This window comes from Streptomyces sp. NPDC047014, assembly GCF_040644195.1.
GTDB lineage: Bacteria > Actinomycetota > Actinomycetes > Streptomycetales > Streptomycetaceae > Streptomyces.
Genome location: NZ_JBEYVX010000104.1, coordinates 1 through 19,982 on the forward strand (window position 1 = coordinate 1; position 19,982 = coordinate 19,982).

20 protein-coding genes are annotated in these 19,982 nt (G+C 75.3%); 11 read left to right on the forward strand and 9 right to left on the reverse strand.

Features of this window, described 5'->3' with window-relative positions:
* The first annotated feature begins 165 nt into the window (after positions 1-165).
* From ABZ873_RS30650 to ABZ873_RS30660, 3 genes are read left to right on the forward strand one after another with little or no spacing between them, the layout of a single operon-like run.
* On the forward strand, positions 166-654 hold the full coding sequence (locus tag ABZ873_RS30650; RefSeq protein ID WP_360878868.1) for a DUF2771 domain-containing protein: 489 nt from the start codon (positions 166-168) through the stop codon (positions 652-654).
* A 13-nt stretch (positions 655-667) separates the two neighbouring features.
* A complete protein-coding gene (locus ABZ873_RS30655) occupies positions 668-1,399 on the forward strand; it encodes a futalosine hydrolase (RefSeq protein WP_360878871.1) in 732 nt (243 codons plus the stop codon).
* Positions 1,392-2,237, forward strand: a complete 846-nt coding sequence (locus ABZ873_RS30660) for a 1,4-dihydroxy-6-naphthoate synthase (RefSeq protein ID WP_360878874.1) — start codon at positions 1,392-1,394, stop codon at positions 2,235-2,237. The genes ABZ873_RS30655 and ABZ873_RS30660 overlap by 8 nt, the downstream gene beginning before the upstream one ends.
* Before the next feature lie 119 nt (positions 2,238-2,356).
* Here ABZ873_RS30660 and ABZ873_RS30665 read toward each other — a convergent pair whose 3' ends face one another.
* Positions 2,357-2,740 carry a cold-shock protein gene (locus ABZ873_RS30665; RefSeq protein ID WP_360878876.1) on the reverse strand — a complete coding sequence of 128 codons (384 nt, stop codon included), beginning with the start codon at positions 2,738-2,740 and terminating at the stop codon, positions 2,357-2,359.
* Positions 2,741-2,918: 178 nt separating this feature from the next.
* On the opposite strand from ABZ873_RS30665, the gene ABZ873_RS30670 reads away from it, so the two are divergent.
* Entirely contained in the window at positions 2,919-3,173 is a 255-nt protein-coding gene (locus tag ABZ873_RS30670) for a hypothetical protein (RefSeq protein WP_360878879.1), read from the forward strand.
* 78 nt (positions 3,174-3,251) lie between these two features.
* On the opposite strand, the gene ABZ873_RS30675 is transcribed toward ABZ873_RS30670, so the two are convergent.
* Together ABZ873_RS30675 and ABZ873_RS30680 are read right to left on the reverse strand one after the other, a co-directional pair.
* Complete coding sequence (locus ABZ873_RS30675; protein ID WP_360878882.1) at positions 3,252-3,929, reverse strand: HAD family hydrolase; 678 nt, start codon at positions 3,927-3,929, stop codon at positions 3,252-3,254.
* Between the two features lie 85 nt (positions 3,930-4,014).
* Positions 4,015-4,989 (reverse strand): hypothetical protein, encoded by a 975-nt coding sequence (locus ABZ873_RS30680; protein WP_360878885.1) that lies wholly within the window; start codon positions 4,987-4,989, stop codon positions 4,015-4,017.
* 131 nt (positions 4,990-5,120) lie between these two features.
* Between ABZ873_RS30680 and ABZ873_RS30685 the strand changes: the two genes are divergently transcribed.
* Both ABZ873_RS30685 and ABZ873_RS30690 read left to right on the forward strand, forming a co-directional pair.
* Positions 5,121-7,568 carry a helicase C-terminal domain-containing protein gene (locus ABZ873_RS30685; protein WP_360878888.1) on the forward strand — a complete coding sequence of 816 codons (2,448 nt, stop codon included), beginning with the start codon at positions 5,121-5,123 and terminating at the stop codon, positions 7,566-7,568.
* Between the two features lie 99 nt (positions 7,569-7,667).
* Complete coding sequence (locus tag ABZ873_RS30690; protein WP_360878891.1) at positions 7,668-8,276, forward strand: DUF4291 domain-containing protein; 609 nt, start codon at positions 7,668-7,670, stop codon at positions 8,274-8,276.
* 18 nt (positions 8,277-8,294) lie between these two features.
* On the opposite strand, the gene ABZ873_RS30695 is transcribed toward ABZ873_RS30690, so the two are convergent.
* Positions 8,295-8,843: a DoxX family membrane protein gene (locus ABZ873_RS30695; protein ID WP_360878894.1), complete on the reverse strand. Its 549-nt coding sequence runs from the start codon at positions 8,841-8,843 to the stop codon at positions 8,295-8,297.
* Positions 8,844-8,980: 137 nt separating this feature from the next.
* Positions 8,981-9,835 (reverse strand): hypothetical protein, encoded by an 855-nt coding sequence (locus ABZ873_RS30700; protein WP_360878896.1) that lies wholly within the window; start codon positions 9,833-9,835, stop codon positions 8,981-8,983.
* Between the two features lie 166 nt (positions 9,836-10,001).
* Here ABZ873_RS30700 and ABZ873_RS30705 point away from each other — a divergent pair, with 166 nt between their 5' ends.
* Positions 10,002-11,645: a DNA repair helicase XPB gene (locus tag ABZ873_RS30705; RefSeq protein WP_360878899.1), complete on the forward strand. Its 1,644-nt coding sequence runs from the start codon at positions 10,002-10,004 to the stop codon at positions 11,643-11,645.
* Positions 11,646-11,663: 18 nt separating this feature from the next.
* Here ABZ873_RS30705 and ABZ873_RS30710 read toward each other — a convergent pair whose 3' ends face one another.
* Positions 11,664-11,858 (reverse strand): hypothetical protein, encoded by a 195-nt coding sequence (locus tag ABZ873_RS30710; protein ID WP_360878902.1) that lies wholly within the window; start codon positions 11,856-11,858, stop codon positions 11,664-11,666.
* Between the two features lie 483 nt (positions 11,859-12,341).
* On the opposite strand from ABZ873_RS30710, the gene ABZ873_RS30715 reads away from it, so the two are divergent.
* A complete protein-coding gene (locus tag ABZ873_RS30715) occupies positions 12,342-14,315 on the forward strand; it encodes an AAA family ATPase (RefSeq protein WP_360878919.1) in 1,974 nt (657 codons plus the stop codon).
* 485 nt (positions 14,316-14,800) lie between these two features.
* Here the strand turns inward: ABZ873_RS30715 and ABZ873_RS30720 are convergent, their stop codons facing one another.
* Positions 14,801-15,487: a copper homeostasis protein CutC gene (locus tag ABZ873_RS30720; protein WP_360878905.1), complete on the reverse strand. Its 687-nt coding sequence runs from the start codon at positions 15,485-15,487 to the stop codon at positions 14,801-14,803.
* Between the two features lie 109 nt (positions 15,488-15,596).
* Between ABZ873_RS30720 and ABZ873_RS30725 the strand changes: the two genes are divergently transcribed.
* From ABZ873_RS30725 to ABZ873_RS30735, 3 genes are all read left to right on the forward strand, one after another.
* Positions 15,597-16,382 carry a hypothetical protein gene (locus tag ABZ873_RS30725; protein ID WP_360878908.1) on the forward strand — a complete coding sequence of 262 codons (786 nt, stop codon included), beginning with the start codon at positions 15,597-15,599 and terminating at the stop codon, positions 16,380-16,382.
* Positions 16,383-16,475: 93 nt separating this feature from the next.
* Positions 16,476-17,708, forward strand: coding sequence for a Cmx/CmrA family chloramphenicol efflux MFS transporter (locus ABZ873_RS30730; protein ID WP_360878922.1), 1,233 nt, complete (start codon positions 16,476-16,478; stop codon positions 17,706-17,708).
* Between the two features lie 174 nt (positions 17,709-17,882).
* Positions 17,883-19,172, forward strand: coding sequence for a serine hydrolase domain-containing protein (locus tag ABZ873_RS30735; RefSeq protein WP_360878911.1), 1,290 nt, complete (start codon positions 17,883-17,885; stop codon positions 19,170-19,172).
* On the opposite strand, the gene ABZ873_RS30740 is transcribed toward ABZ873_RS30735, so the two are convergent.
* Positions 19,169-19,441 (reverse strand): DUF4031 domain-containing protein, encoded by a 273-nt coding sequence (locus ABZ873_RS30740; RefSeq protein WP_360878913.1) that lies wholly within the window; start codon positions 19,439-19,441, stop codon positions 19,169-19,171. The genes ABZ873_RS30735 and ABZ873_RS30740 overlap by 4 nt on opposite strands.
* Positions 19,438-19,806 carry a hypothetical protein gene (locus tag ABZ873_RS30745; protein ID WP_360878916.1) on the reverse strand — a complete coding sequence of 123 codons (369 nt, stop codon included), beginning with the start codon at positions 19,804-19,806 and terminating at the stop codon, positions 19,438-19,440. The genes ABZ873_RS30740 and ABZ873_RS30745 overlap by 4 nt, the downstream gene beginning before the upstream one ends.
* Positions 19,807-19,982: the final 176 nt, after the last annotated feature.

Consider the following 19,982-nt stretch of genomic DNA (forward strand, 5'->3'; position numbering starts at 1 on the left):
GTCCGGGGCGGAGCCCCGGCATTTCAGCCCCGCCGGCGTTTGAGGCGCGGGGCGCGGGGCGGAGCCCCGGAAACCCCGGCCCGGGCCCCCGCCCGGCGCGGCACGCCACAGCCGGGCGGGACCCCGTGCGGCACCTCGGCCCACCGGCCCGATAGCCTTCGGCTCATGACCGCACCGCTTTTCTCGGGTAGGGCCCACCGCAGCGTCGCGGCCCTCGGAGCCGTGTCCGCCGGCCTCCTCCTCCTCTCGGCCTGCGACAAGCCGACACCGCTGGCGACCGTCACGGTCGGCACCGACTCGGTGTCCGCCGAAGCCTCGTGCCACAACGACGGCAAGGAGCTCTCCGTGGAGCAGGTCCAGGAGTGCCTCACCAACCTCAAGAACCCCAAGACCGTCGAGTACGGCCGCGGCGACACCCTGCGCCTCGGCGTGGAGCCGGAGATCGTCGAGGACGGCAGCCGCTGGTCGGCGGTGCTCGACGGCCAGCCGATCACCGAGCCCTCCTCGAACACCTACCGCAGCTTCCCGGGCGCCGACGTCTTCGCGACCGGCGGCCAGGGCGAGGCCCCGACCTCCAAGAAGCTCGCGTTCCTCCAGACCAGCGAGGACGGCAAGCCGCTCGCCGTCTGGTCCTTCAACCTCAAGCTCAAGTAACCGGACGGCCCCGGTGCGCGCGCTCGTCGTGACCGCGGTGGAGGCGGAGGCGGACTCCGTCCTCACCGGTCTGGCCGGTCCGGTCCCTCATCCGGATCCCGGCCCCGGGCCGCGCCCCCTCCCCGGCGGGTACCTCGTCACGCGCCGGGACCTCCCGGGCATCGCCTTCGACGTGCTCGCCGGCGGTGTCGGACCGGCGGCCGCCGCGGCGGCCACCGCCACCGCCCTGGCCGTGGGCGGCGGCGCGTACACCCTCGTCGTGTCCGCCGGCATCGGCGGCGGGTTCGTGCCCGCCGCCCCGCCCGCGTCCCTCGTCGTCGCGGACGCGATCGTCGCCGCCGACCTGGGCGCGCAGACCCCCGACGGCTTCCTCGACGTCACCGCCCTCGGCTTCGGCCGCACCGTGCACCTGCCGCCCGCCGAGCTGGCCGCCCGCGCCGCCGAGGCCACCGGGGCGCTGCTCGCGCCGGTGCTGACCGTGTCCACCGTCACCGGGACCGCCGCCCGCGCCGCCGAGCTGACCGCGCGGCATCCGCTGGCCGGCGCCGAGGCCATGGAGGGCTTCGGGGTCGCGGAGGCCGCCGCCGCGCACGGGCTGCCCGTGCTGGAGATCCGCGCCGTGTCCAACGCCGTGGGCCCGCGCGACCGGGACGCCTGGCGCATCGGGGACGCGCTGGCCGCCCTGACCGAGGGCTTCCGCGTGCTGGGGCCCGTACTCGCGACCTGGGGAGAACGCCATGAGTGAGCCGCTGCGGATCGCCTATTCGCCCTGCCCGAACGACACCTTCGTCTTCGACGCCTGGGCGCACGGCCGGGTGCCCGGCGCGCCCGCCCTCGATGTCACCTTCGCGGACATCGACCTCACCAACGGCATGGCCGAGCGCGGCGAGCTGGACGTGCTCAAGGTGTCGTACGCGGTGCTGCCGTGGGTGCTGGAGGAGTACGCGCTGCTGCCCTGCGGCGGCGCCCTGGGCCGGGGCTGCGGCCCGCTGGTCCTCACCCGCGAGCCGGGGCTGGACCTGACCGGGCGGACGGTGGCCGTGCCGAGCGAGCGCTCCACCGCCTATCTGCTGTTCCGGCTGTGGGCGGCGGAGGTCCTGCCGGAGGGCGTGGGCAAGGTGGTCGTGCTGCCCTTCCACGAGATCATGCCGGCGGTCCGGGACGGCCGGGTGGACGCCGGACTCGTCATCCACGAGGCCCGGTTCACCTATCAGGACTACGGGCTGCACCGCCTGGCCGACATGGGCGAGCACTGGGAGTCCACCACCGGCCTGCCGATCCCGCTCGGCGCGATCGTCGCCAAGCGCTCGCTGGGCACCGAGCGGCTGCGCGCGCTGGCCGAGGCGGCCCGGACCTCGGTGCGGATGGCGTGGGAGGACCCGCAGGCGTCCCGCCCGTACGTGCGCGCCCACGCGCAGGAGCTGGACCCGGCGGTGGCGGACCAGCACATCGGGCTGTACGTCAACGAGTTCACCGCCGACCTCGGCGACGCCGGGTACGCGGCGGTGCGCGGGCTGCTGACCCGGGCGGCGGCCGAGGGCCTGGTCCCGGCCATCGCCCCGGACGCCCTCGCCTTCCCGTAGCCGCCCCGCGCCCCGGCCCCCGTACCGCGCCCCTCGTACACGGCGGCGCACACGACGGCGCCCCGCCACTCCTTCGAGTGACGGGGCGTGAGGGTGCGGGCCCGGGTGCGGGCGCCGGATCAGACGTCGAGCTGGTCGGCCACCGCGCGCAGCAGTCCGGCGATCTTCGTGCCGTGGACCTTGTCGGGGTAGCGGCCGCGCTCCAGCATCGGCGTGATGTTCTCCAGCAGGGTGGTGAGGTCCTGCACGATCGAGGCGAGCTCGTCGGGCTTGCGCCGCTGCGCCGACGCGACCGAGGGCGCGGGATCCAGTACCGTCACGGAAAGTGCCTGGTCACCGCGCTGGCCCGCGACGACACCGAACTCGACGCGCTGGCCGGGCTTGAGGGAGTCGACCCCGGCAGGGAGCACCGACGAGTGGACGAAGACGTCGCCGCCGTCGTCGCGGGAGAGAAAGCCGAAGCCCTTCTCACTGTTGAACCACTTGACCTTGCCGGTAGGCACGTCCGTCCTCTGTCCTTGCTCGTCGGGGGTCCGGAGGGCCGCGGAACGGCTCCGGACAACAGCGCAGCGGGCCATGTGTGACCCGCCACGTCAAGGCTAATGGTCCGGGGCCGGGTGACAAGACGTTCCCCGGTCCTTCGCCGTCGGCTGCCTTCGGCCAGGGAACTACCCTGGTGGGGTGACTGTTACTCCTCACTCCGACGAAGCGCGGCCCGGCGACGGACTGGTGAAGGCCGGCGGCATCGTGTTCATCGCGGGCGCCGTGGCCACCCTGGCGACGATGGCCCCCCTCTTCCTCGACATGGACCCCTTCCCCTCCTACGCGTGGGCCGTGTGCATGCTCATGGGGGTCGGCTTCGCGATCTCCGCGGCGGGGGTGCTGCGCTCGGCGGCGGCCCAGCGGCGGGCGGCGCGCGCCTCGCAGGCGGCGTAGCGGGACGGCGGCCTGCGAGGGCGCGGCTCAGGCGGCGGCGCGGCTCAGGCGGTGGCCCGGCTCAGGCGGTGGCCCGGCTCAGGCAGTGGCCGGCTCGGCCGCTCCGGCGGCTTCGGCCTGCTCGGCCCGCCCGGCCCGCCCGGCCTGCTCGGTCGCCACGTACGCGGCGAGCCACTCCGGCAGCGCGGTGAGGTCCGGCAGGACCACGTCCGCGCCGGCCGCGCGCAGTTCCTCCGCCGGGCACGGCCCGGTCGGCACCGCCACGGACAGCGCGCCGGCCGTGCGGGCCCCGCGTACGTCGCCGACGTGGTCGCCCACGTAGACCTGCGCGCCGTACTCGCGCAGGGCGACGGCCTTGGCCTCCGCCCACAGCCAGCCGACGACGGCGTCCGGCTCGATGCCGAGGTGCGCCAGGTGCAGCCGGGCGTTGGGCTCGTGCTTGGCGGTGACGACGATCGCCCGGCCGCCGAGCGCCCGCACGGCCTCGACGGCCTCGCGCGCGCCGGGCAGGGCGGGCGTCGGCGCGATGGCGTGCCCGGGGTAGATCTCCCGGTACCGGTCGGCCATCGCGGGAACCTCCGCCGCCGGGAACCAGAGCCCGAGCTCCTGCTCCAGCGGCGGCCCGAGCCGCGTCACCGCCGCGTCGGCGTCGATGTACGCCCCCGTCTCCGCCGCGAGCGCCCGGTAGGCGGCCCGGATCCCGGGCCGGGAGTCGATGAGGGTCATGTCGAGGTCGAAGCCGACGGTCAGATCCATGCCCCCATTCTGCCGACCCCGGACCACCCCCCGGCATCGGCGGGGGTAACCGCCCCGGAACGCCCGCCCAACCCCCGCGGGCGCCTCAGGTGCGGCGGGAGCGCCAGAGGAGGTACACCACCGAGGCGAGGGCGGCGGTGCGCAGCAGCCAGGGCCACATGCCGTGGAGGGCGCCGCCCAGCTGGTCCTCGGTCAGGGCCTCGCCCCAGCGGCCGTCCGTACGGCCCCACAGCCAGACCCCGGCCCCGGCCAGGACCAGGCCGGGCGGGCCCAGCACGGCCCACTTGCGCTCGGCGGGGCCCAGGACGCGCGAGGCGAACGGCAGCAGCCAGCCGATGACGAGCAGCAGCCAGTACCCGCTGAGCACCCCGGCGACGAGCACGGCGGCGGCCAGCAGCAGGAGGGCGTTCGGGCGCGGCCGGGCCGCGGGCGCGGCGGCCACCACCGGCGGCGCGGGCGCGGCCTTCGCCGCCTTCGCCGCCTCGGCCCGTGCGCGCCGCCGCTCGCGCAGGAACCGTACGAGGGTCTGCTGTTCCGGCTCCGGATCCGCCTCCTTCGCGGGCGCCTCGGCCTCGCCCGCCGCCTCCGGGTCCTCCTCCCCGTAGCCCTCCGGGAATTCCACGCCGCCCGCGAAGCCGTCGACCTGCGGCCCGCGCCCGTAGGTGCCCGGCGTCAGCCGCCACCAGTCCGGCTCGGCCCCGCCGGAGGGTCCCAGCTCGTCCAGCCCGGCCAGATGCGGCGGTACGTTCTCCCGCGCGGGCGGCGCCGGACGCGCGGCCCGCTGCGCCGGCACCGCCGACACGCCCGTGTCCGCGGGCGGCGCCGGATCGGCCCGGGTGCCGAGCCCGTCGAGGACCTCCTCCGGCGTGCCGATGCGCTCCAGGATGCGGCGCACCGCGGCCGGCGTCTCCGGTTCGTACTTGGCGCGCCGCCGGTCGATCTCGTCCCGCAGCCCCGCCACCAGCCGCATCCGGTCGGCGGAGGAGAGCTGCCTGCGCTGCGCCAGGTCCCCGACGCTGCTCAGATATGCGTAGACCAGGTGGTCGCTTTCGATCCCCACGCCCCGGCTCCTCCCGTCCGTCTCTCCCGAAGGTAGCGCGTGCGCCCGTGGAGCTGTTCCGGGCGCAGCGGATACCGTTGACCGGATGGGGACCGGCCGACGCGACCGGCCGAAGCGACCGGGAGGCGACTGTGCCCGAGCCAAGCACTGCTGCGGGAGCTCCGGAGAACGGGACCGGGGCGGCCGCACCGCGCTCGCTCGCCGAGGCGTTGCGCGCCCGCGACGACGCCGCGCTCTCCGCGCTCCTGCACGCCCGCCCCGACCTCCTCGGCCCGGTGCCCGGCGACGTGACCCAGCTCGCCACCCGCGCCGGGACCCGCGCGTCGGTGGTGCGGGCGCTGGAGCGGCTGGACCGGTTCACGCTCCAGACGGCCGAGGCCCTGGCCGTGGCCCCGGACCCGTGCCCGTACCCGGTGCTGGAGGGGCTGCTGACCGGCGGTGAGGACGAGCGGGCCCGCGCCGCGCTGCCCCGCGCACTCGGGATGCTGCGCGACCAGGCCCTCGTATGGGGCGACGACGACCGGCTGCGCCTGGTGCGCACCGCCCGCGAGTTGCTGGCGCCCTCCGCGCAGCGGCCCTCGCCGACCGGGCTCGGGCCGACCGTCGCCGAGGCCACCGCCGGGATGTCGCCGACACGCGTGCAGGAGATCGTGGCGGCGGCCGGGCTGCCCGCCACGCACGACCCGGTGTCCGCCGTCACCGCGCTGACCGCGCTCTTCACCGACCAGGAGCGGATGTCCGCGCTGCTGGACGAGGCCCCGGCGGAGGCCCACCAGGTGCTGGGACGGCTCGTGTGGGGGCCGCCGTACGGGGAGGTGACGCCGCATCCGGCGCCGCCCGTGCGCTGGCTGCGCGACCGGGGCCTGCTGCTGCCCGCGACCGCCCGCACGGTGGTGCTGCCGCGCGAGGTGGCTTTGCACCTGCGCGGCGGGCTCGCGCACCGGGACACCGCCCCGCAGGCCCCGCCGGTGCCCGCGCACCACGAGCACCGTCCACAGCTTGTGGACGCGAACGCCGCCGGGCAGGCGCTGGCCGCGCTGGCCACCGTCGAGGAGCTGGTGAAGTCCTGGGAGCACGCCGGTCCGCTGTTGCTCCGGGCGGGTGGGCTGGCCGTACGGGACCTCAAGCGGGCGGCGGCCGCCCTGGACACCACGGAGGCGTCGGCGGCCTTCTGGATCGAACTGGCCTACGCGGCCGGTCTGCTGGCCGGGGACGGCGAGGCCGACGAGCGCTACGCGCCCACCCCCGCCTTCGACGACTGGATCGAACTCCCGCCCGCCGAGCGGTGGTCGGCGCTGGCCACCGCCTGGCTCCCGGCCACCCGCACCGCGGGCCTCGTCGGCGAGCAGGACACCAAGGCGCGCACCCTGTCCGCGCTCGGCCCGGACCTGGACCGCTCCGCCGCGCCCGAGGTGCGCCGCCGCGTCCTGGAGCTGCTGGCGGCCCTGCCCGAGGGCGGCTCCGCCGACCCGGAGGCGCTGCTGGAGCGGCTGGCGTGGGAGCGGCCCGTACGCGGGACGAGCGGGCTGCGGGCCCGGCTGGCGCACTGGGCGCTGACCGAGGCCGAGGTGCTGGGCGTGACCGGGCGCGGCGCCCTGTCCGGGCCCGGCCGCGCCCTGCTGGAGCACGCGGACCCGGCGCCCCGGCTGGCGCCGCTGCTGCCGGAGCCGGTGGACCACGTGCTGCTCCAGGCGGACCTGACGGCGGTGGCGCCGGGGCCGCTGCGCCGGCCGCTGGGCGACACGCTGGCCGTGCTGGCGGACGTGGAGTCCAAGGGCGGGGCGACGGTGTACCGCTTCACGCCCGGTTCGGTGCGCCGGGCCCTGGACGCCGGGCACGCCGCCGCCGATCTGCACGCCTTCCTCAAGGAGCACAGCCGTACGCCCGTTCCGCAGCCGCTGGCCTACCTGATCGACGACGTGGCCCGCCGGCACGGGCACCTGCGGGTGGGCGCGGCCTCCTCGTACGTGCGCTGCGACGACGACGCGGTGCTGGGCGAGATCCTGGCCGACCGGCGCTCGGCCGGGCTGGGTCTGCGCCGGCTCGCGCCGACGGTGCTGGCCGCGCAGGCGGATCCGGCGGGGCTGCTGGAGGGGCTGCGGGCGATGGGCTACGCCCCGGCCGCGGAGTCCGGTACCGGCGATGTGGTGGTGGCGCGGGCCGACGCGCACCGGACACCGCCGCGCGCGGCGCCGGTCCCGGTCCCGGAGGGCCCGCCGGTGCCGGACGCGACGCTGCTGGCGGCGGCCGTACGGGCCATCCGCGCGGGCGATCTGGCGGCGACGGCGGTACGCAAGGAGCCGGCGGCCTCGGCGGCCCCGTCCCCGGGGGCGCCGGACGGGCTGCCGCGCACGAGCCCGGCGGAGACCCTGGCGACGGTGCAGGCGGCGGCGCTGACCGGGTCGGCGGTGTGGATCGGCTATGTGAACGCGGAGGGCGCGGCCAGCCAGCGGGTCATCGCGCCGGTGCGGGTGGAGGGCGGCTTCGTCACCGGCTACGACCACACGGCGGACGAGGTGCGTACGTACGCGCTGCACCGGGTCACGGGCGTCGCGGAACTGGCGGAGGACCAGGTGTGAGCGCCGCCGCGGGCGCCCGGCCGTAGAGCGCTGGGGCCGTAAACCGCTGGGGCCGTAAACCGCTGGCGGCGCGGGCGCGCCTTCGCGCAGGCTGGGGCCATGTCCGACGTACCGAACGCGCCGCACGTACCGGTCCGCCGGATCCGGGCGGCGCACACCGACACCACGCTCACCGTCTACCAGGCGTACGCGCCCCGGCTGGGCGTGCCGGCGGCCCGCGACGGGCGGTTCCCGGCGGACTGGAAGCGGGAGCGGATGACGTGGATCAAGCCGTCGTTCCTGTGGATGATGTACCGCTGCGGCTGGGCGGCCAAACCCGACCAGGAGACCGTACTGGCGGTGGAGATCACCCGCGAGGGCTTCGACGGGGCGCTGCGCGAGGCGTGCCTGTCGCACTACGTACCGGCCGTGCACGGGGACCGGGAGGCGTGGCGGAGGACCCTGTCGCGGTCCCCGGTGCGGGTGCAGTGGGACCCGGAGCGGAACCTGTGCCTGGACCCGCTGCCGTACCGCTCGCTCCAGCTGGGCCTGTCGGGACGGGCCTCGCGGGCCTACGCCGACGCGTGGACGGTCTCCATCCGCGATGTCACGCCGCTGGTGCACGAGATCCACGCCCTGGTGCGCGCGGGCGAGCCAGAGGCGGCGCGCGCCCTGCTGCCAGTGGAGACGGCCTACCCGGCGCCGCCGCTGCCGCACCTGGGCGCCTGAGGATCCCCGCGCGGGCGGTCAGTCGCGGACGAGCAGCACGATCAGCCCGACGACGACACCCACCAGCACGGCGAGCAGCGAGTAGCGGGGCCGGGAGGCGCGCAGCACCGGCAGGTGGGCGTCCACGGAGAAGCGGCCCGGCCCGGTGAGGGTGAGCGCGATGACGGAGGCGAAGAGCACCGTCTCCAGTTCCACACCCCGGGGCCCGAAGTAGACCTCCAGCCCCCGCACGTCCAGCACGTTGACGAAGACGCCGATCAGCGCGGCCCCGGCCAGCGGCGTCAGCAGCCCGAGGGCGAGCCCGAGCCCGCCCAGCAGCTCCGAGAGCCCGGCGATCACGGCCATGGCGTCACCGGCCGGGTAGCCGGCCATCGTGAAGCCCTTGCCCGTCTTGTCGAGCCCCGGCCCGCCGAACCAGCCGAAGAGCTTCATCGCACCGTGCCCGGCCATGCTGAGCCCGACGACGAGCCGCAGCAGGAGCAGCCCGGCGTCATGGGTGGCGGTGGCGGTGGGCGCGGGCTCCGAGAGGGCGCTGAACAGCGCGCGGTCCCGTCGGTCTTGCGTCATGGGCATCCGTCCGTACGTCGCCTGCGGGCGTCGGCCACCCTACGACGCCCTCCCCCGCCCACCCCCGCGTGCACGCCGACACCCCCACCCACGACCCGTTCGGCCCAGTTCCCCGCCCGGGCCGCGTGGATACGGCGTCAGCGGGCCGGGTACGCACCGAGGAAGGCGGCGACGGCCAGGGTGATCATCACGCCTGCGGCCCCGAGTCCGATGAGGAGGAGGGTCGCGGCGAGGGCCGCGTCCCCGGCCGTGCCGGACGGCGAGGAACGGACGGTCACCAGGTGCGGTCTGCCGGGGTGGTAGGCGACCTGGACGGTGGCCGCACTGCTCCTGGTGTACACGCTGCGGCTCACGCCGTGCGGGTCGGTGTACACGTAGGTCCCGAAGGTGGCGCCCAGGACGTCCGCGTTCCCGGCTCTCACCGCCTCGACGGTGATGCCGTTCCGGGGCAGGTACCACTGGCGGTACACGTTCTCCGCACCCATGGCGCCGAAGGCGGCGATGCCCGCGCCGAAGGGGCCGACCAGCAGGATCTCGATCGCGAGGGTCCACTCCCCGTGGATCCCGACGGCGAGCGCCAGGGCGGAGAAGAAGAGGCCGGCGGCGAGCGCCCAGATCTTCCGACCGCGCTTGCGCCCGTGCTGTCGCCGCTCTTCCGGCGACTCGGCCAGGGCGCGTGCGGTGACCAGGGCCGAGCCGTCGACCGTCCCGGCCTGCCCGGTGCGCGGCGGCAGGGCCGCGTTGACGGCGTCGGCGAACAGGCTGACGGCGGCCGCGCTCACGCCGTCCACCCGGTGGAGGGTGGGCGCCGCCCCGGCCGGGGCGGTGAGCTCGACGGCGACGCCGCGCCCCTCCGGGCGGACCCGCCCGATCGCCGGGAGGGGGATCCGCAGCTCCTCGGCGGCCCGGCGCAGCACCAGCGCGTCACCGTCGAACCGGAGCACGGTCCCCTGGGAGCCGCGCAGGACGGGTACAGGCGAGGCGATCGACATGTCCATGATCGTAGAGGCCGGCGGGGATCACCGGGAGAGCCCGGAGACACAAGGCCGCCCGCACCCCTCGTCCGGGGGACGGCCCCGTCACGGGCGATGATGCGGCAGACTGGAAGTTTGGCCGTCCGCGCCCGGGCGGAGCCATCCCAGCCGGAAAGGGACGCAGGTGAACGGACCGCTCATCGTCCAGAGCGACAAGACCCTCCTGCTCGAAGTCGACCACGAGCTCGCCGGAGCGGCGCGGCGGGCCATCGCGCCGTTCGCCGAGCTGGAGCGGGCGCCCGAGCACATCCACACCTACCGGATCACCCCGCTCGGGCTGTGGAACGCCCGCGCCGCCGGGCACGACGCCGAGCAGGTCGTCGACGCGCTCGTGGAGTACTCCCGCTACCCGGTGCCGCACGCGCTGCTCGTCGACGTCGCGGAGACCATGGCCCGCTACGGCCGGCTCACCCTCTCCAAGCACCCGGTGCACGGGCTGGTCCTCACCAGCACCGACCGGCCGGTGCTGGAGGAGATCCTGCGCTCGAAGAAGATCGCCCCGCTGGTGGGGGCGCGGCTCGACGCCGACACCGTGGCCGTGCACCCCTCCGAGCGCGGGCAGATCAAGCAGACGCTGCTCAAGCTGGGCTGGCCCGCCGAGGACCTCGCCGGGTACGTGGACGGCGAGGCGCACCCCATCGACCTGGCCGAGGACGGCTGGGCGCTGCGCCCGTACCAGCAGCAGGCCGTGGAGGGCTTCTGGCACGGCGGCTCCGGTGTGGTCGTCCTGCCCTGCGGCGCGGGGAAGACCCTGGTCGGGGCGGGGGCGATGGCCAAGGCCAGGGCGACCACGCTGATCCTGGTGACGAACACCGTCTCGGCCCGCCAGTGGAAGCACGAGCTGGTGAAGCGGACCTCGCTGACCGAGGACGAGATCGGTGAGTACTCCGGCACGCGCAAGGAGATCCGGCCCGTCACCATCGCCACGTACCAGGTGCTCACCACGAAGCGGAAGGGCGTCTATCCGCACCTGGAGCTGTTCGACTCCCGGGACTGGGGCCTGATCGTCTACGACGAGGTGCACCTGCTGCCCGCGCCGGTCTTCAAGTTCACCGCCGACCTCCAGGCCCGCCGCCGCCTCGGCCTGACCGCGACGCTGGTCCGCGAGGACGGCCGCGAGTCGGACGTCTTCTCCCTCATCGGGCCGAAGCGCTTCGACGCCCCGTGGAAGGAGATCGAGGCGCAGGGCTACATCGCGCCCGCCGACTGCGTGGAGGTGCGGGTCAACCTGACCGAGTCGGAGCGGCTGGCCTACGCCACCGCCGAGACGGAGGAGAAGTACCGCTTCTGCGCGACGACGGCGACCAAGCGCAAGGTCACCGAGGCGCTGGTGCGCAAGCACCGGGGCGAGCAGACCCTCGTCATCGGCCAGTACATCGACCAGCTCGACGAGCTGGGCGAGCACCTGGACGCGCCCGTGATCAAGGGCGAGACCTCCAATGCCCAGCGCGAGAAGCTGTTCGACGCCTTCCGCGAGGGCGAGATCAACGTGCTGGTCGTGTCGAAGGTCGCGAACTTCTCCATCGACCTGCCGGAGGCCACCGTCGCCATCCAGGTGTCGGGCACCTTCGGCTCCCGCCAGGAGGAGGCCCAGCGGCTGGGCCGGGTGCTGCGTCCGAAGGCGGACGGCCACGAGGCGCGCTTCTACTCGGTCGTCGCCCGCGACACCATCGACCAGGACTTCGCCGCGCACCGCCAGCGCTTCCTGGCCGAGCAGGGCTACGCCTACCGGATCATGGACGCCGACGAGCTGCTGGCGGGCGACTGACCCGCCTGCCGCGTCGGCTCAGCGGCGTATGACGCCGGCGGCCTCGGCGTTCTCGGCGTACTCGCCGAGGACGACGACGCTCACGGCGGCCGCGGCGAAGACCTTCGCGGCATGCAGCAGATCACCGAGCCGGTGGCGCGGCGGGGAGTCGGAAAGGGCGGTGGCGCCGCTCGGGCGCCCGCCCCGGGTCGGGGTGAAGGTTGCGGTGCTCATGAATCCATGGTGCGTCCGCGGCCGCTTCCGCACATCGCTCCCGAGAGCGAATCTCCGGGCCCGCGCCCTCCCTCTCACGGCTGAGGGCCCCGGCCGCGCGTACCACCTCAGGTCTGACACTCCTGAGTACGACGGGGTACGGCACCCGTACGGGTGCCTCCCCGGCCGCCCCGTTATTCGTTCGCGCCGCCCCGCCCCGCTGACTACAATCTCCGCTCTTGCCGCCTCCCACCGCCCCACCGGGGAGAGCCGCCCTCCGGCCGGAAACCGGCGGGCATCTGTTCCGTACCAGCAGCTGGAGGCAGTCCCGTGCCCGCGCACGCCCCCGAAACCCCGCCGCACCCCAAGACGCCCGAGCCCGCCGCAGCCGCCGCACCGGCACCGGCACCCGCCTCTGCCGCACCGGCCCCCGCCCCCGCCCCCGCCGACCCCCTCGGCCGCGAACGCGCCCACCTCGCCGCCTCCCGCTCCGCCCTGCGCGCCATGCGCGAGGACGCCGAGGCCCTGGACATCAGCGACGTCACCGCGAACTGGGTCAACGCCCTCGTCCTGCGCGCCCAGCTCGACGACCGCATCAAGGCCCTCGCCGACCTCGCCCACACCCCCCTCTTCTTCGGCCGCCTCGACTACCTCCACGCCCCCGGCGCCGAGCTCGCCGAGGGCGCGGGCGGCGAGCAGTTCTACATCGGCCGCCGCCACGTCCACGACGCCGAGGGCGACCCGATGGTCATCGACTGGCGCGCCCCCGTCTCCCAGCCCTTCTACCGCGCCTCCAAGAAGGACCCGCAGGACATCGCGCTGCGCCGCCGCTTCGGCTACACCGGCGGCGAGCTCACCGCCTACGAGGACGAGCACCTGTCCGACCCGGCCGAGACCGCCGCCGTCAGCAAGCTGCTCCAGCAGGAGATCGAACGGCCGCGCGTCGGCCCCATGCGCGACATCGTCGCCACGATCCAGCCCGAGCAGGACGAGATCGTGCGCTCCGGCCTCTCCGGCTCCGTCTGCGTGCAGGGCGGCCCCGGCACCGGCAAGACGGCCGTCGGCCTGCACCGCGTCGCGTACCTCCTCTACGCGCACCGCGACCGCCTGGCCCGCACCGGCACCCTCGTCATCGGCCCGAACCGCTCCTTCCTCCACTACATCGAGCAGGTCCTCCCGGCCCTGGGCGAGCTGGAGGTCAAGCAGGCCACCGTCGACGACCTCGTCGCCCGCGAGGGCCTGGAGGTACGCGGTACGGACGCGGCCGCCACCGCCGTCGTCAAGGGCGACGCCCGCATGGCGGAGGTCCTGCGCCGCGCGGTCCGCTCGCACGTCACGGAGCCGGCCGAACCGCTGATGGTCGTACGGGGCTCACGGCGCTGGCGGGTCCCGGCGTACGAACTGGCCGAGATGGTGCGGGAGCTCCAGGACCGCGACATCCGCTACGGCGCCGCCCGCGACGCCCTCCCGCAGCGCATCGCGCACGCCGTGCTCGTACGGATGGAGCAGGCGGGCGAGGCCCCGGACGACCGGGTGCAGGACGCGGTGGCCCGCAACCCGGCGGTCAAGGCGGCGGTGAAGGCGGTCTGGCCCGCGGTGGAGCCGGCGAAGCTGGTGCTGCGGCTGCTGTCCGACGCGGAGTTCCTGGCCGCGCACGCGGAGGGTGTCCTCACGGAGGAGGAGCAGAAGTTGCTGCTGTGGCAGAAGCCGTTCCGCAGCGTGCGGTCCGCGAAGTGGTCGGCGGCGGACCTGGTGCTCATCGACGAGGCGTCGGACCTGGTGGAGCGCACGCACTCCCTGGGCCATGTCGTCCTCGACGAGGCGCAGGACCTCTCCCCGATGCAGTACCGCGCGGTCGGCCGCCGCTGCACGACGGGCTCGGCGACGGTCCTCGGCGACCTCGCGCAGGGCACGACGCCGTGGGCCACGCGCAGCTGGGCGGAGGCCCTGGGCCACCTGGGCAAGCCGCAGGCGGCCGTGGAGGAACTGACGGCGGGCTTCCGCGTCCCCCGCGAGGTGATCGCCTACGCCTCCCGCCTCCTCCCCCACATCTCCCCGGGCCTGGCCCCGGTCTCCTCGGTCCGCGAAACGCGGGGCTCGCTCCGCATCTCCCACGTGGACGCCCTCACCCCCGCGGTGGTGGCGGCCTGCGAGGAGTCCCTGACCCACGAAGGCTCGGTCGGCCTGATCGCGGCGGACGCCCGCATCGCCCCGTTGGCGGAAGCGCTGCGGTCGGCGGGGCTCCCCCACCTCTCCCCCGGAGAGGAGACGACAGCGGCCTCCCGCCTGACCCTCGTCCCGGCGTCGCTGGCGAAGGGCCTGGAGTACGACTACGTCGTCCTGGACGAGCCGGCGGCGATCGTGGACGGCGAACCGGACGAACGCACGGGCCTCCGCCGCCTGTACGTCTGCCTCACCCGAGCCGTCTCGGGCCTCACAGCCCTCCACCACGCCCCTCTCCCGGCGCCGCTGTCCTGACGGGGCCGGGCTCGCCTCAATCGCGGGCGAGGCTTGATTGGGGCTCCGCCCCGGGCCCCCCGCGCCTCAAACGCTGGCGAAGCTGGGCGAACCGGCCTCCGGCCGGCTCCCTGGGGCTCCGCCCCAGACCCCGCGCCTCAAACGCCGGCGAGGCTGATTCCTGCCGCCCGCCACCGCTCGCACCACGAAGCCCCAATCCCAGCCGCACCACACCCAGCCTCGCCGGCGTTTGAGGCGCGGGGCTCGGGGCGGAGCCCCAATCAAGCCCCGTCGGCGATTGAGGCGCGGGGGCCCGGGGGCGGAGCCCCCAACCCAGCCTCGCCGGCGTTTGAGGCGCGGGGGCTCGGGGGCAGCGCCCCCGCAACGGCGCCGCACCCGGCAGCAGCGGCACCACCGCACCACTCCAGCCCCGTCGGCGTTTGAGGCGCGGGGGCCCGGGGGCAGCGCCCCCGCAGCGGCGGCGCGGCCGAAAGACCAGCGGGGCGTCACGTCAGCGCGTGGCGCCATTCCGCTACCGCGGTCGCCGAGACCGGGCGGCCCCAGCCGTCGGGACGGGCCGCGCCGCCAATGTGGAAGGCGTCCACGCCCCCCGCCCTCAGCCCCGGCACGTGCGAGAGCCGCAGCCCCCCGCCCACCAGGATCCGCGCCCCGTACCCCGGCTCGCCACCCCTCGCCGCCTCCGCCAGGAGGACCGGGAGCCCCGCGTCCACACCCGACGCCGCCCCCGCCGTCAGGTACGTGTCCAGCCCCGGCAGGTCCGCCAGCGCCTTCCGGAGCTGGTCCCGGTCCGCCGCCCGGTCAATGGCCCGGTGGAAGGTCCACGCGCACCCCTCCAGCTCCGCCACCACCGCCTCCACCGCCGCCAGATCCGGCGTGCCGTCCGCATGCAGGAAGCCCAGGACGAACTCCCGCGCCCCCTCCTCCCGCAGCTCCCGCGCCCGCGCGGCCAGACCCGCGACGTCCCCCGCCGCGAAGCCGTCCGCCGTACGGATCATCACCCGCAGCGGGATGTCCACCGCGTCCCGGATCGCGGCGAAGGTCTCGCGCGCCGGGGTGAGCCCGTCGGCGGCCATGTCGGTGACCAGCTCCAGCCGGTCGGCCCCACCGGCCTGGGCCGCGACCGCGTCCTCCACGTCGAGGGCGATCACCTCCAGGAGCGCACGGTTGCTCATTCGATCCCATCCTTCGAGAAGCCAAACACAATAGGTCTAGTCCAATATCAGGGTACGGGCCCCCCACCGCCCTCCACCAGCACCATCACGCCACCCCCACAATGTCCGCATGGACACAGGCATCCCGCGCACCGACACCACCGGCACCACGGGCACCACCGGCACCACCGACACCTCGGATCCCCGCACCGCCGATCTCCGCGCCCGCTGGCACGCCACCGTCACCGCCGCCACCCACGACACACACCCCGACCCCGCCCCCTACGCCGACCGCCTCCTCACCGCCTGGGCGGAGCCCCAGCGCCGGTACCACACCACCGCGCACCTGGCCGACGTACTCGCGCGCATCGACGTACTCGCGCCCCACGCCGCCGACCCCGCCGCCGTCCGCCTCGCCGCCTGGTTCCACGACGCCGTCTACCGCCCCGACCGCTCCGAGAACGAGGAGCGCAGCGCCGCCCTGGCCGAGCGCGCCCTCCCCGAGCTGGGCATATCCCCCGCCCGCACCGCCGAGGTCGCCCGCCTGGTCCGGCTCACCGTCACCCACGACCCCGCCCCCGGGGACACCGACGGCGAGGTCCTCTGCGACGCCGACCTGGCCGTGCTCGCGGGCGACCCCCCGGCCTACGCCGCCTACGCGGCCGCCGTCCGCGCCGAGTACGCCTTCGTCCCCGACGACGCCTTCCGCACCGGCCGCGCCGCCGTCCTGCGCCAGCTCCTCGCCCTGCCCCGCCTCTTCCGCACCCCCTACGGCACCACGCACTGGGAGTCCCCGGCCCGCGCCAACCTCTCCGCGGAGCTGGCCGAGCTGACCGAGCCGGACGAGCTGACCGAGCCGGACGAGCCGACCCAGCTGCCCGAGCCGGACGAAGCGGCACCACCGCAGGGAATTTGATCGCGTTCGCGCCGGTTGGTGACTGTCATGCCCGCAGACGCCGCCCACCCCAGCCCCCGCACGCCCGGCACGCCCGGCACGCCCCGCACCCGCATGCCCGTAGCCGTCTACATCCTCGGCCTCTCCGTCTTCGCCCTCGGCACGAGCGAGTTCATGCTCTCCGGGCTGCTCCCGCCCATAGCCGCCGACATGGGCGTCAGCATCCCGCAGGCGGGCCTGCTCATCTCCGCCTTCGCCATCGGCATGGTCGTCGGTGCCCCCCTGCTGGCCGTGGCCACCCTGCGCCTCCCCCGCCGCACCACCCTCGTCTCCCTCATCAGCCTCTTCGGCCTTGGGCAGGTCGCGGGCGCGCTCGCCCCCTCGTACGAACTGCTCTTCGCCTCCCGCGTCGTCTCCGCCCTCGCCTGCGCCGGCTTCTGGGCCGTCGGCGCGGCCGTCGCCATCGCCATGGTCGACAAGGACCAGCGGGCCCGCGCCATGGCCGTCATGATCGGCGGCCTCTCCATCGCGAATGTCCTCGGCGTCCCCGCCGGCGCCTTCCTCGGCGAGCACCTGGGCTGGCGCTCCGCCTTCTGGGCCGTGGGCCTCGCCTCCGCGATCGCCCTCGCCGGCATCCTCGCGCTGATCCCCCGCATCCCGCTGCCCGCCGAGCGCCCGGGCCTCGGCCGCGAGCTGCGCATCTACCGCGACCGCCAGGTCTGGCTCGCCATCGGCATCACCGCCCTCGGCGCGGGCGGCGTCTTCTGCGCGTTCAGCTACCTCTCCCCGCTGCTCACGGACGTGGCCGGGCTGGACTCCCAGTGGGTGCCGTGGATCCTCGGCCTCTTCGGGATCGGCGCGCTCGTCGGCACCACCGTCGGCGGCCGGGTCGCCGACGCGCACCTGTTCGGCGTGATGATCTGGGGCATCACCGCCTCCACCGTCTTCCTCACCGCCCTCGCCCTGCTGGCCTCGGCCGCGGCCGCCGCGATCGCGCTGTCCTTCCTGCTGGGCTTCTCGGCCTTCTTCACCGCCCCCGCCCTCAACGCCCGCATGTTCAACGTGGCCGGCGCCGCCCCCACCCTGGCCGGAGCCACCACCACCGCCGCGTTCAACCTCGGCAACACCGGCGGCCCCTGGCTCGGCGGCACCGTCATCGACGCGGGCCTCGGCTTCTCCGCCACCGCCTGGGCGGGCGCCGCCATGACCGTCACCGCGATCGGCCTCGCGCTCGTCGCCCTGCGCCTGGACCGCCGTACGCCGCCCCGCCCGGCCCGCGTCATCGCCTCGGGCACGCCGGCCGCGGGCCGCGCGGAGGAAGCCGCCGGGGAGCCCGCCCGCGCCTGACGCCGGGCCCGCGCCCTGGGCCCCGTACGGCGGCCCCGGCCCCGTACGGCGGCCCCGGCCCCGGTCGCCGCCCCGCACCCGGCTTCCTACGATGGGAAGGTCCGCCCGGAGCCCTTACGCGAGCCAGGCCGGGGCCCCGGGGACCGCTCGGGGAGTGCGCAGAGGTGATCCGCCATGACCCGCGACCGGACGACCCCCCACCGCACCACCCGCCACCGCACCGCCCGTTCCCGCTCCCGCGCCGCCCGCCACCGGACCCCCGCCGTCCTGGCCGCCGCCACCCTCCTGCTCTCCGCGCTCTGCGCGGGCCAGGCCCCCGCGGCCGCCCCGCCCGGCCGGGTGGGCGTCGACCCGGTGGTCGCGGAGAAGCTGGACGACGCGATCACCGCCGCCATGCGCGAGGCGGACATCCCCGGGGTGGGCGTCGGCCTGTGGATCGACGGCGACGAGTCCTACGTCCGCTCCTTCGGCACCTCCGACAAGACCACCGGCACCCCCATCAAGACCGACATGCACACCCGCATCGGCAGCGTCACCAAGACCTTCACCGTCACCGGCGTCCTCCAGCTCGTCGACGAGGGCAGGATCCGCCTCGACGCGCCCGTCTCCACCTACCTCGACGGCATCCCCGGCGGCGACCGCATCACCGTCCGGCAGCTCGCGGACATGCGCAGCGGGCTCTACAACTACACCGAGGACCCGCGCTGGCTGTCCACCTTCCAGGCCGACCCGTACCGCTCCTGGACCCCGCAGGAGCTGCTGGACATCGCCTTCCGCCACCCGGCCGACTTCCCGCCGGGGGCGCGCTGGGCGTACTCCAACACGAACACGGTTGTACTCGGCCTCCTCGTGGAGAAGATCAGCGGCCAGCCCCTCCACACCTACCTCGAACAGCACGTCTTCGCCCCCGCCGGCCTGGACGCGACCTCCCTGCCCACCGGCGCGGAGATCACCAGCCCGTACGTGCACGGCTACACGAACTTCACCGCCGACGGCGCGACCGTCGACGCCTCGGGCTGGAACCCCTCCTGGGGCTGGTCGGCGGGCGCGATGATCTCCACGATCGACGACCTGCGCGCGTGGGTCCCGACCCTGGTGGACGGCCGCCTCCCCGACGGCGGCCGCCTCCTGGAGCCCGGCACCCAGGCCCAGCGGCTGCGGATGCTCCCCACGGGCCACCCGGACGTGGGGTACGGCCTCGGCATCGCCCGGATCGACGGCTGGATCGGGCACAACGGCGAACTGCCCGGCTACGAGACCATCGCGGTCCGCCTCCCGCAGGCGCGGGCGACGCTCGTCATCGTGGTGAACTCGGACGTGGACGGTAAGACGGGCAGCCTCAGCTCGCTGATCGCGAACCGCGTCACGAAGATCGTCACCCCGGACCACGTCTGGGACCTCCCCCCGGCGGCCCAGCCCCAGGCCGTCCCGGAGCCCACCCCGTCCTCCACCCCGACCCCCTAACGGGGAGCGGGACGCCCCTTGGGCCGCCGCAACCCGGCGGCGGTCAACCGCCGCACCAACTCCTTGCTCCCGACCTCCACGGCCCCGGCCCGCACGGCATCGGCGTAGCGATACGAGGGCACGTCGTAGTGATCCCGCTCGAAGGCCCTGGCCGGGCACCCTATTCCGGCCGCGAAAGCATGCAGCTCCTCATAGGACACGTCACTCACCAGATGTGACCACATGCGCCCGTGGCCGGGCCAGGTGGGCGGGTCGATGTAGACGGTCATCCGAGTACGGACCCGAGCCCACCGACGGCGGCCACCCGCACGCCCGCCTCCGAGCACACCCAGTGCGGATCGGGTCCGAGCTCGGGCTCGACGTCGAGGGCGTGCGGTTCGCCGTGGTTGCAGACGGGGCAGAGCGGCCAGCGGCCGTACTTCTCCAGCAGCGCGTCCTGCACGTCCTGGGCCACGAGCCCGGCGAGGAAGCCGACCCCCTCGGGCCACTGCTCCACCCACCACCGGCGGTGCGTGACGGAGTCCTCGACGAGGGAGACGACATCGGCGTCGGCGACTTTGCCGGCGGCGAGATCGGCCAGTACGAGGGCGCGGGCGACGTGCAGAGCCTGTTCCAGGGGGCTCGAATACTCCATGGCCCCATTGTGACCCCGATTTCAGCCCCGCCGGCGTTTGAGGCGCGGGGCTCGGGGCGGAGCCCCATCCCAGCCTCGCCGGCGTTTGAGGCGCGGGGGCCAGGGGCGCGCTGGCGGTGCCCGCCGACGCGGAACCGGCGCTGCGGATGGCCGCCGCGCTCGGCTACCGGGAGACC

Coding starts and splice junctions, on each gene's coding strand:
- ABZ873_RS30650 (WP_360878868.1), top strand. CDS start 166: ATGACCGCACCGCTTTTCTCGGGTAGGGCCCACCGCAGCGTCGCGGCC.
- ABZ873_RS30660 (WP_360878874.1), top strand. CDS start 1,392: ATGAGTGAGCCGCTGCGGATCGCCTATTCGCCCTGCCCGAACGACACC.
- ABZ873_RS30675 (WP_360878882.1), bottom strand. CDS start 3,929: ATGGATCTGACCGTCGGCTTCGACCTCGACATGACCCTCATCGACTCC.
- ABZ873_RS30690 (WP_360878891.1), top strand. CDS start 7,668: ATGTCCGACGTACCGAACGCGCCGCACGTACCGGTCCGCCGGATCCGG.
- ABZ873_RS30695 (WP_360878894.1), bottom strand. CDS start 8,843: ATGACGCAAGACCGACGGGACCGCGCGCTGTTCAGCGCCCTCTCGGAG.
- ABZ873_RS30700 (WP_360878896.1), bottom strand. CDS start 9,835: ATGTCGATCGCCTCGCCTGTACCCGTCCTGCGCGGCTCCCAGGGGACC.
- ABZ873_RS30710 (WP_360878902.1), bottom strand. CDS start 11,858: ATGAGCACCGCAACCTTCACCCCGACCCGGGGCGGGCGCCCGAGCGGC.
- ABZ873_RS30715 (WP_360878919.1), top strand. CDS start 12,342: ATGCGCGAGGACGCCGAGGCCCTGGACATCAGCGACGTCACCGCGAAC.
- ABZ873_RS30720 (WP_360878905.1), bottom strand. CDS start 15,487: ATGAGCAACCGTGCGCTCCTGGAGGTGATCGCCCTCGACGTGGAGGAC.
- ABZ873_RS30725 (WP_360878908.1), top strand. CDS start 15,597: ATGGACACAGGCATCCCGCGCACCGACACCACCGGCACCACGGGCACC.
- ABZ873_RS30730 (WP_360878922.1), top strand. CDS start 16,476: ATGCCCGTAGCCGTCTACATCCTCGGCCTCTCCGTCTTCGCCCTCGGC.
- ABZ873_RS30735 (WP_360878911.1), top strand. CDS start 17,883: ATGACCCGCGACCGGACGACCCCCCACCGCACCACCCGCCACCGCACC.
- ABZ873_RS30740 (WP_360878913.1), bottom strand. CDS start 19,441: ATGACCGTCTACATCGACCCGCCCACCTGGCCCGGCCACGGGCGCATG.
- ABZ873_RS30745 (WP_360878916.1), bottom strand. CDS start 19,806: ATGGAGTATTCGAGCCCCCTGGAACAGGCTCTGCACGTCGCCCGCGCC.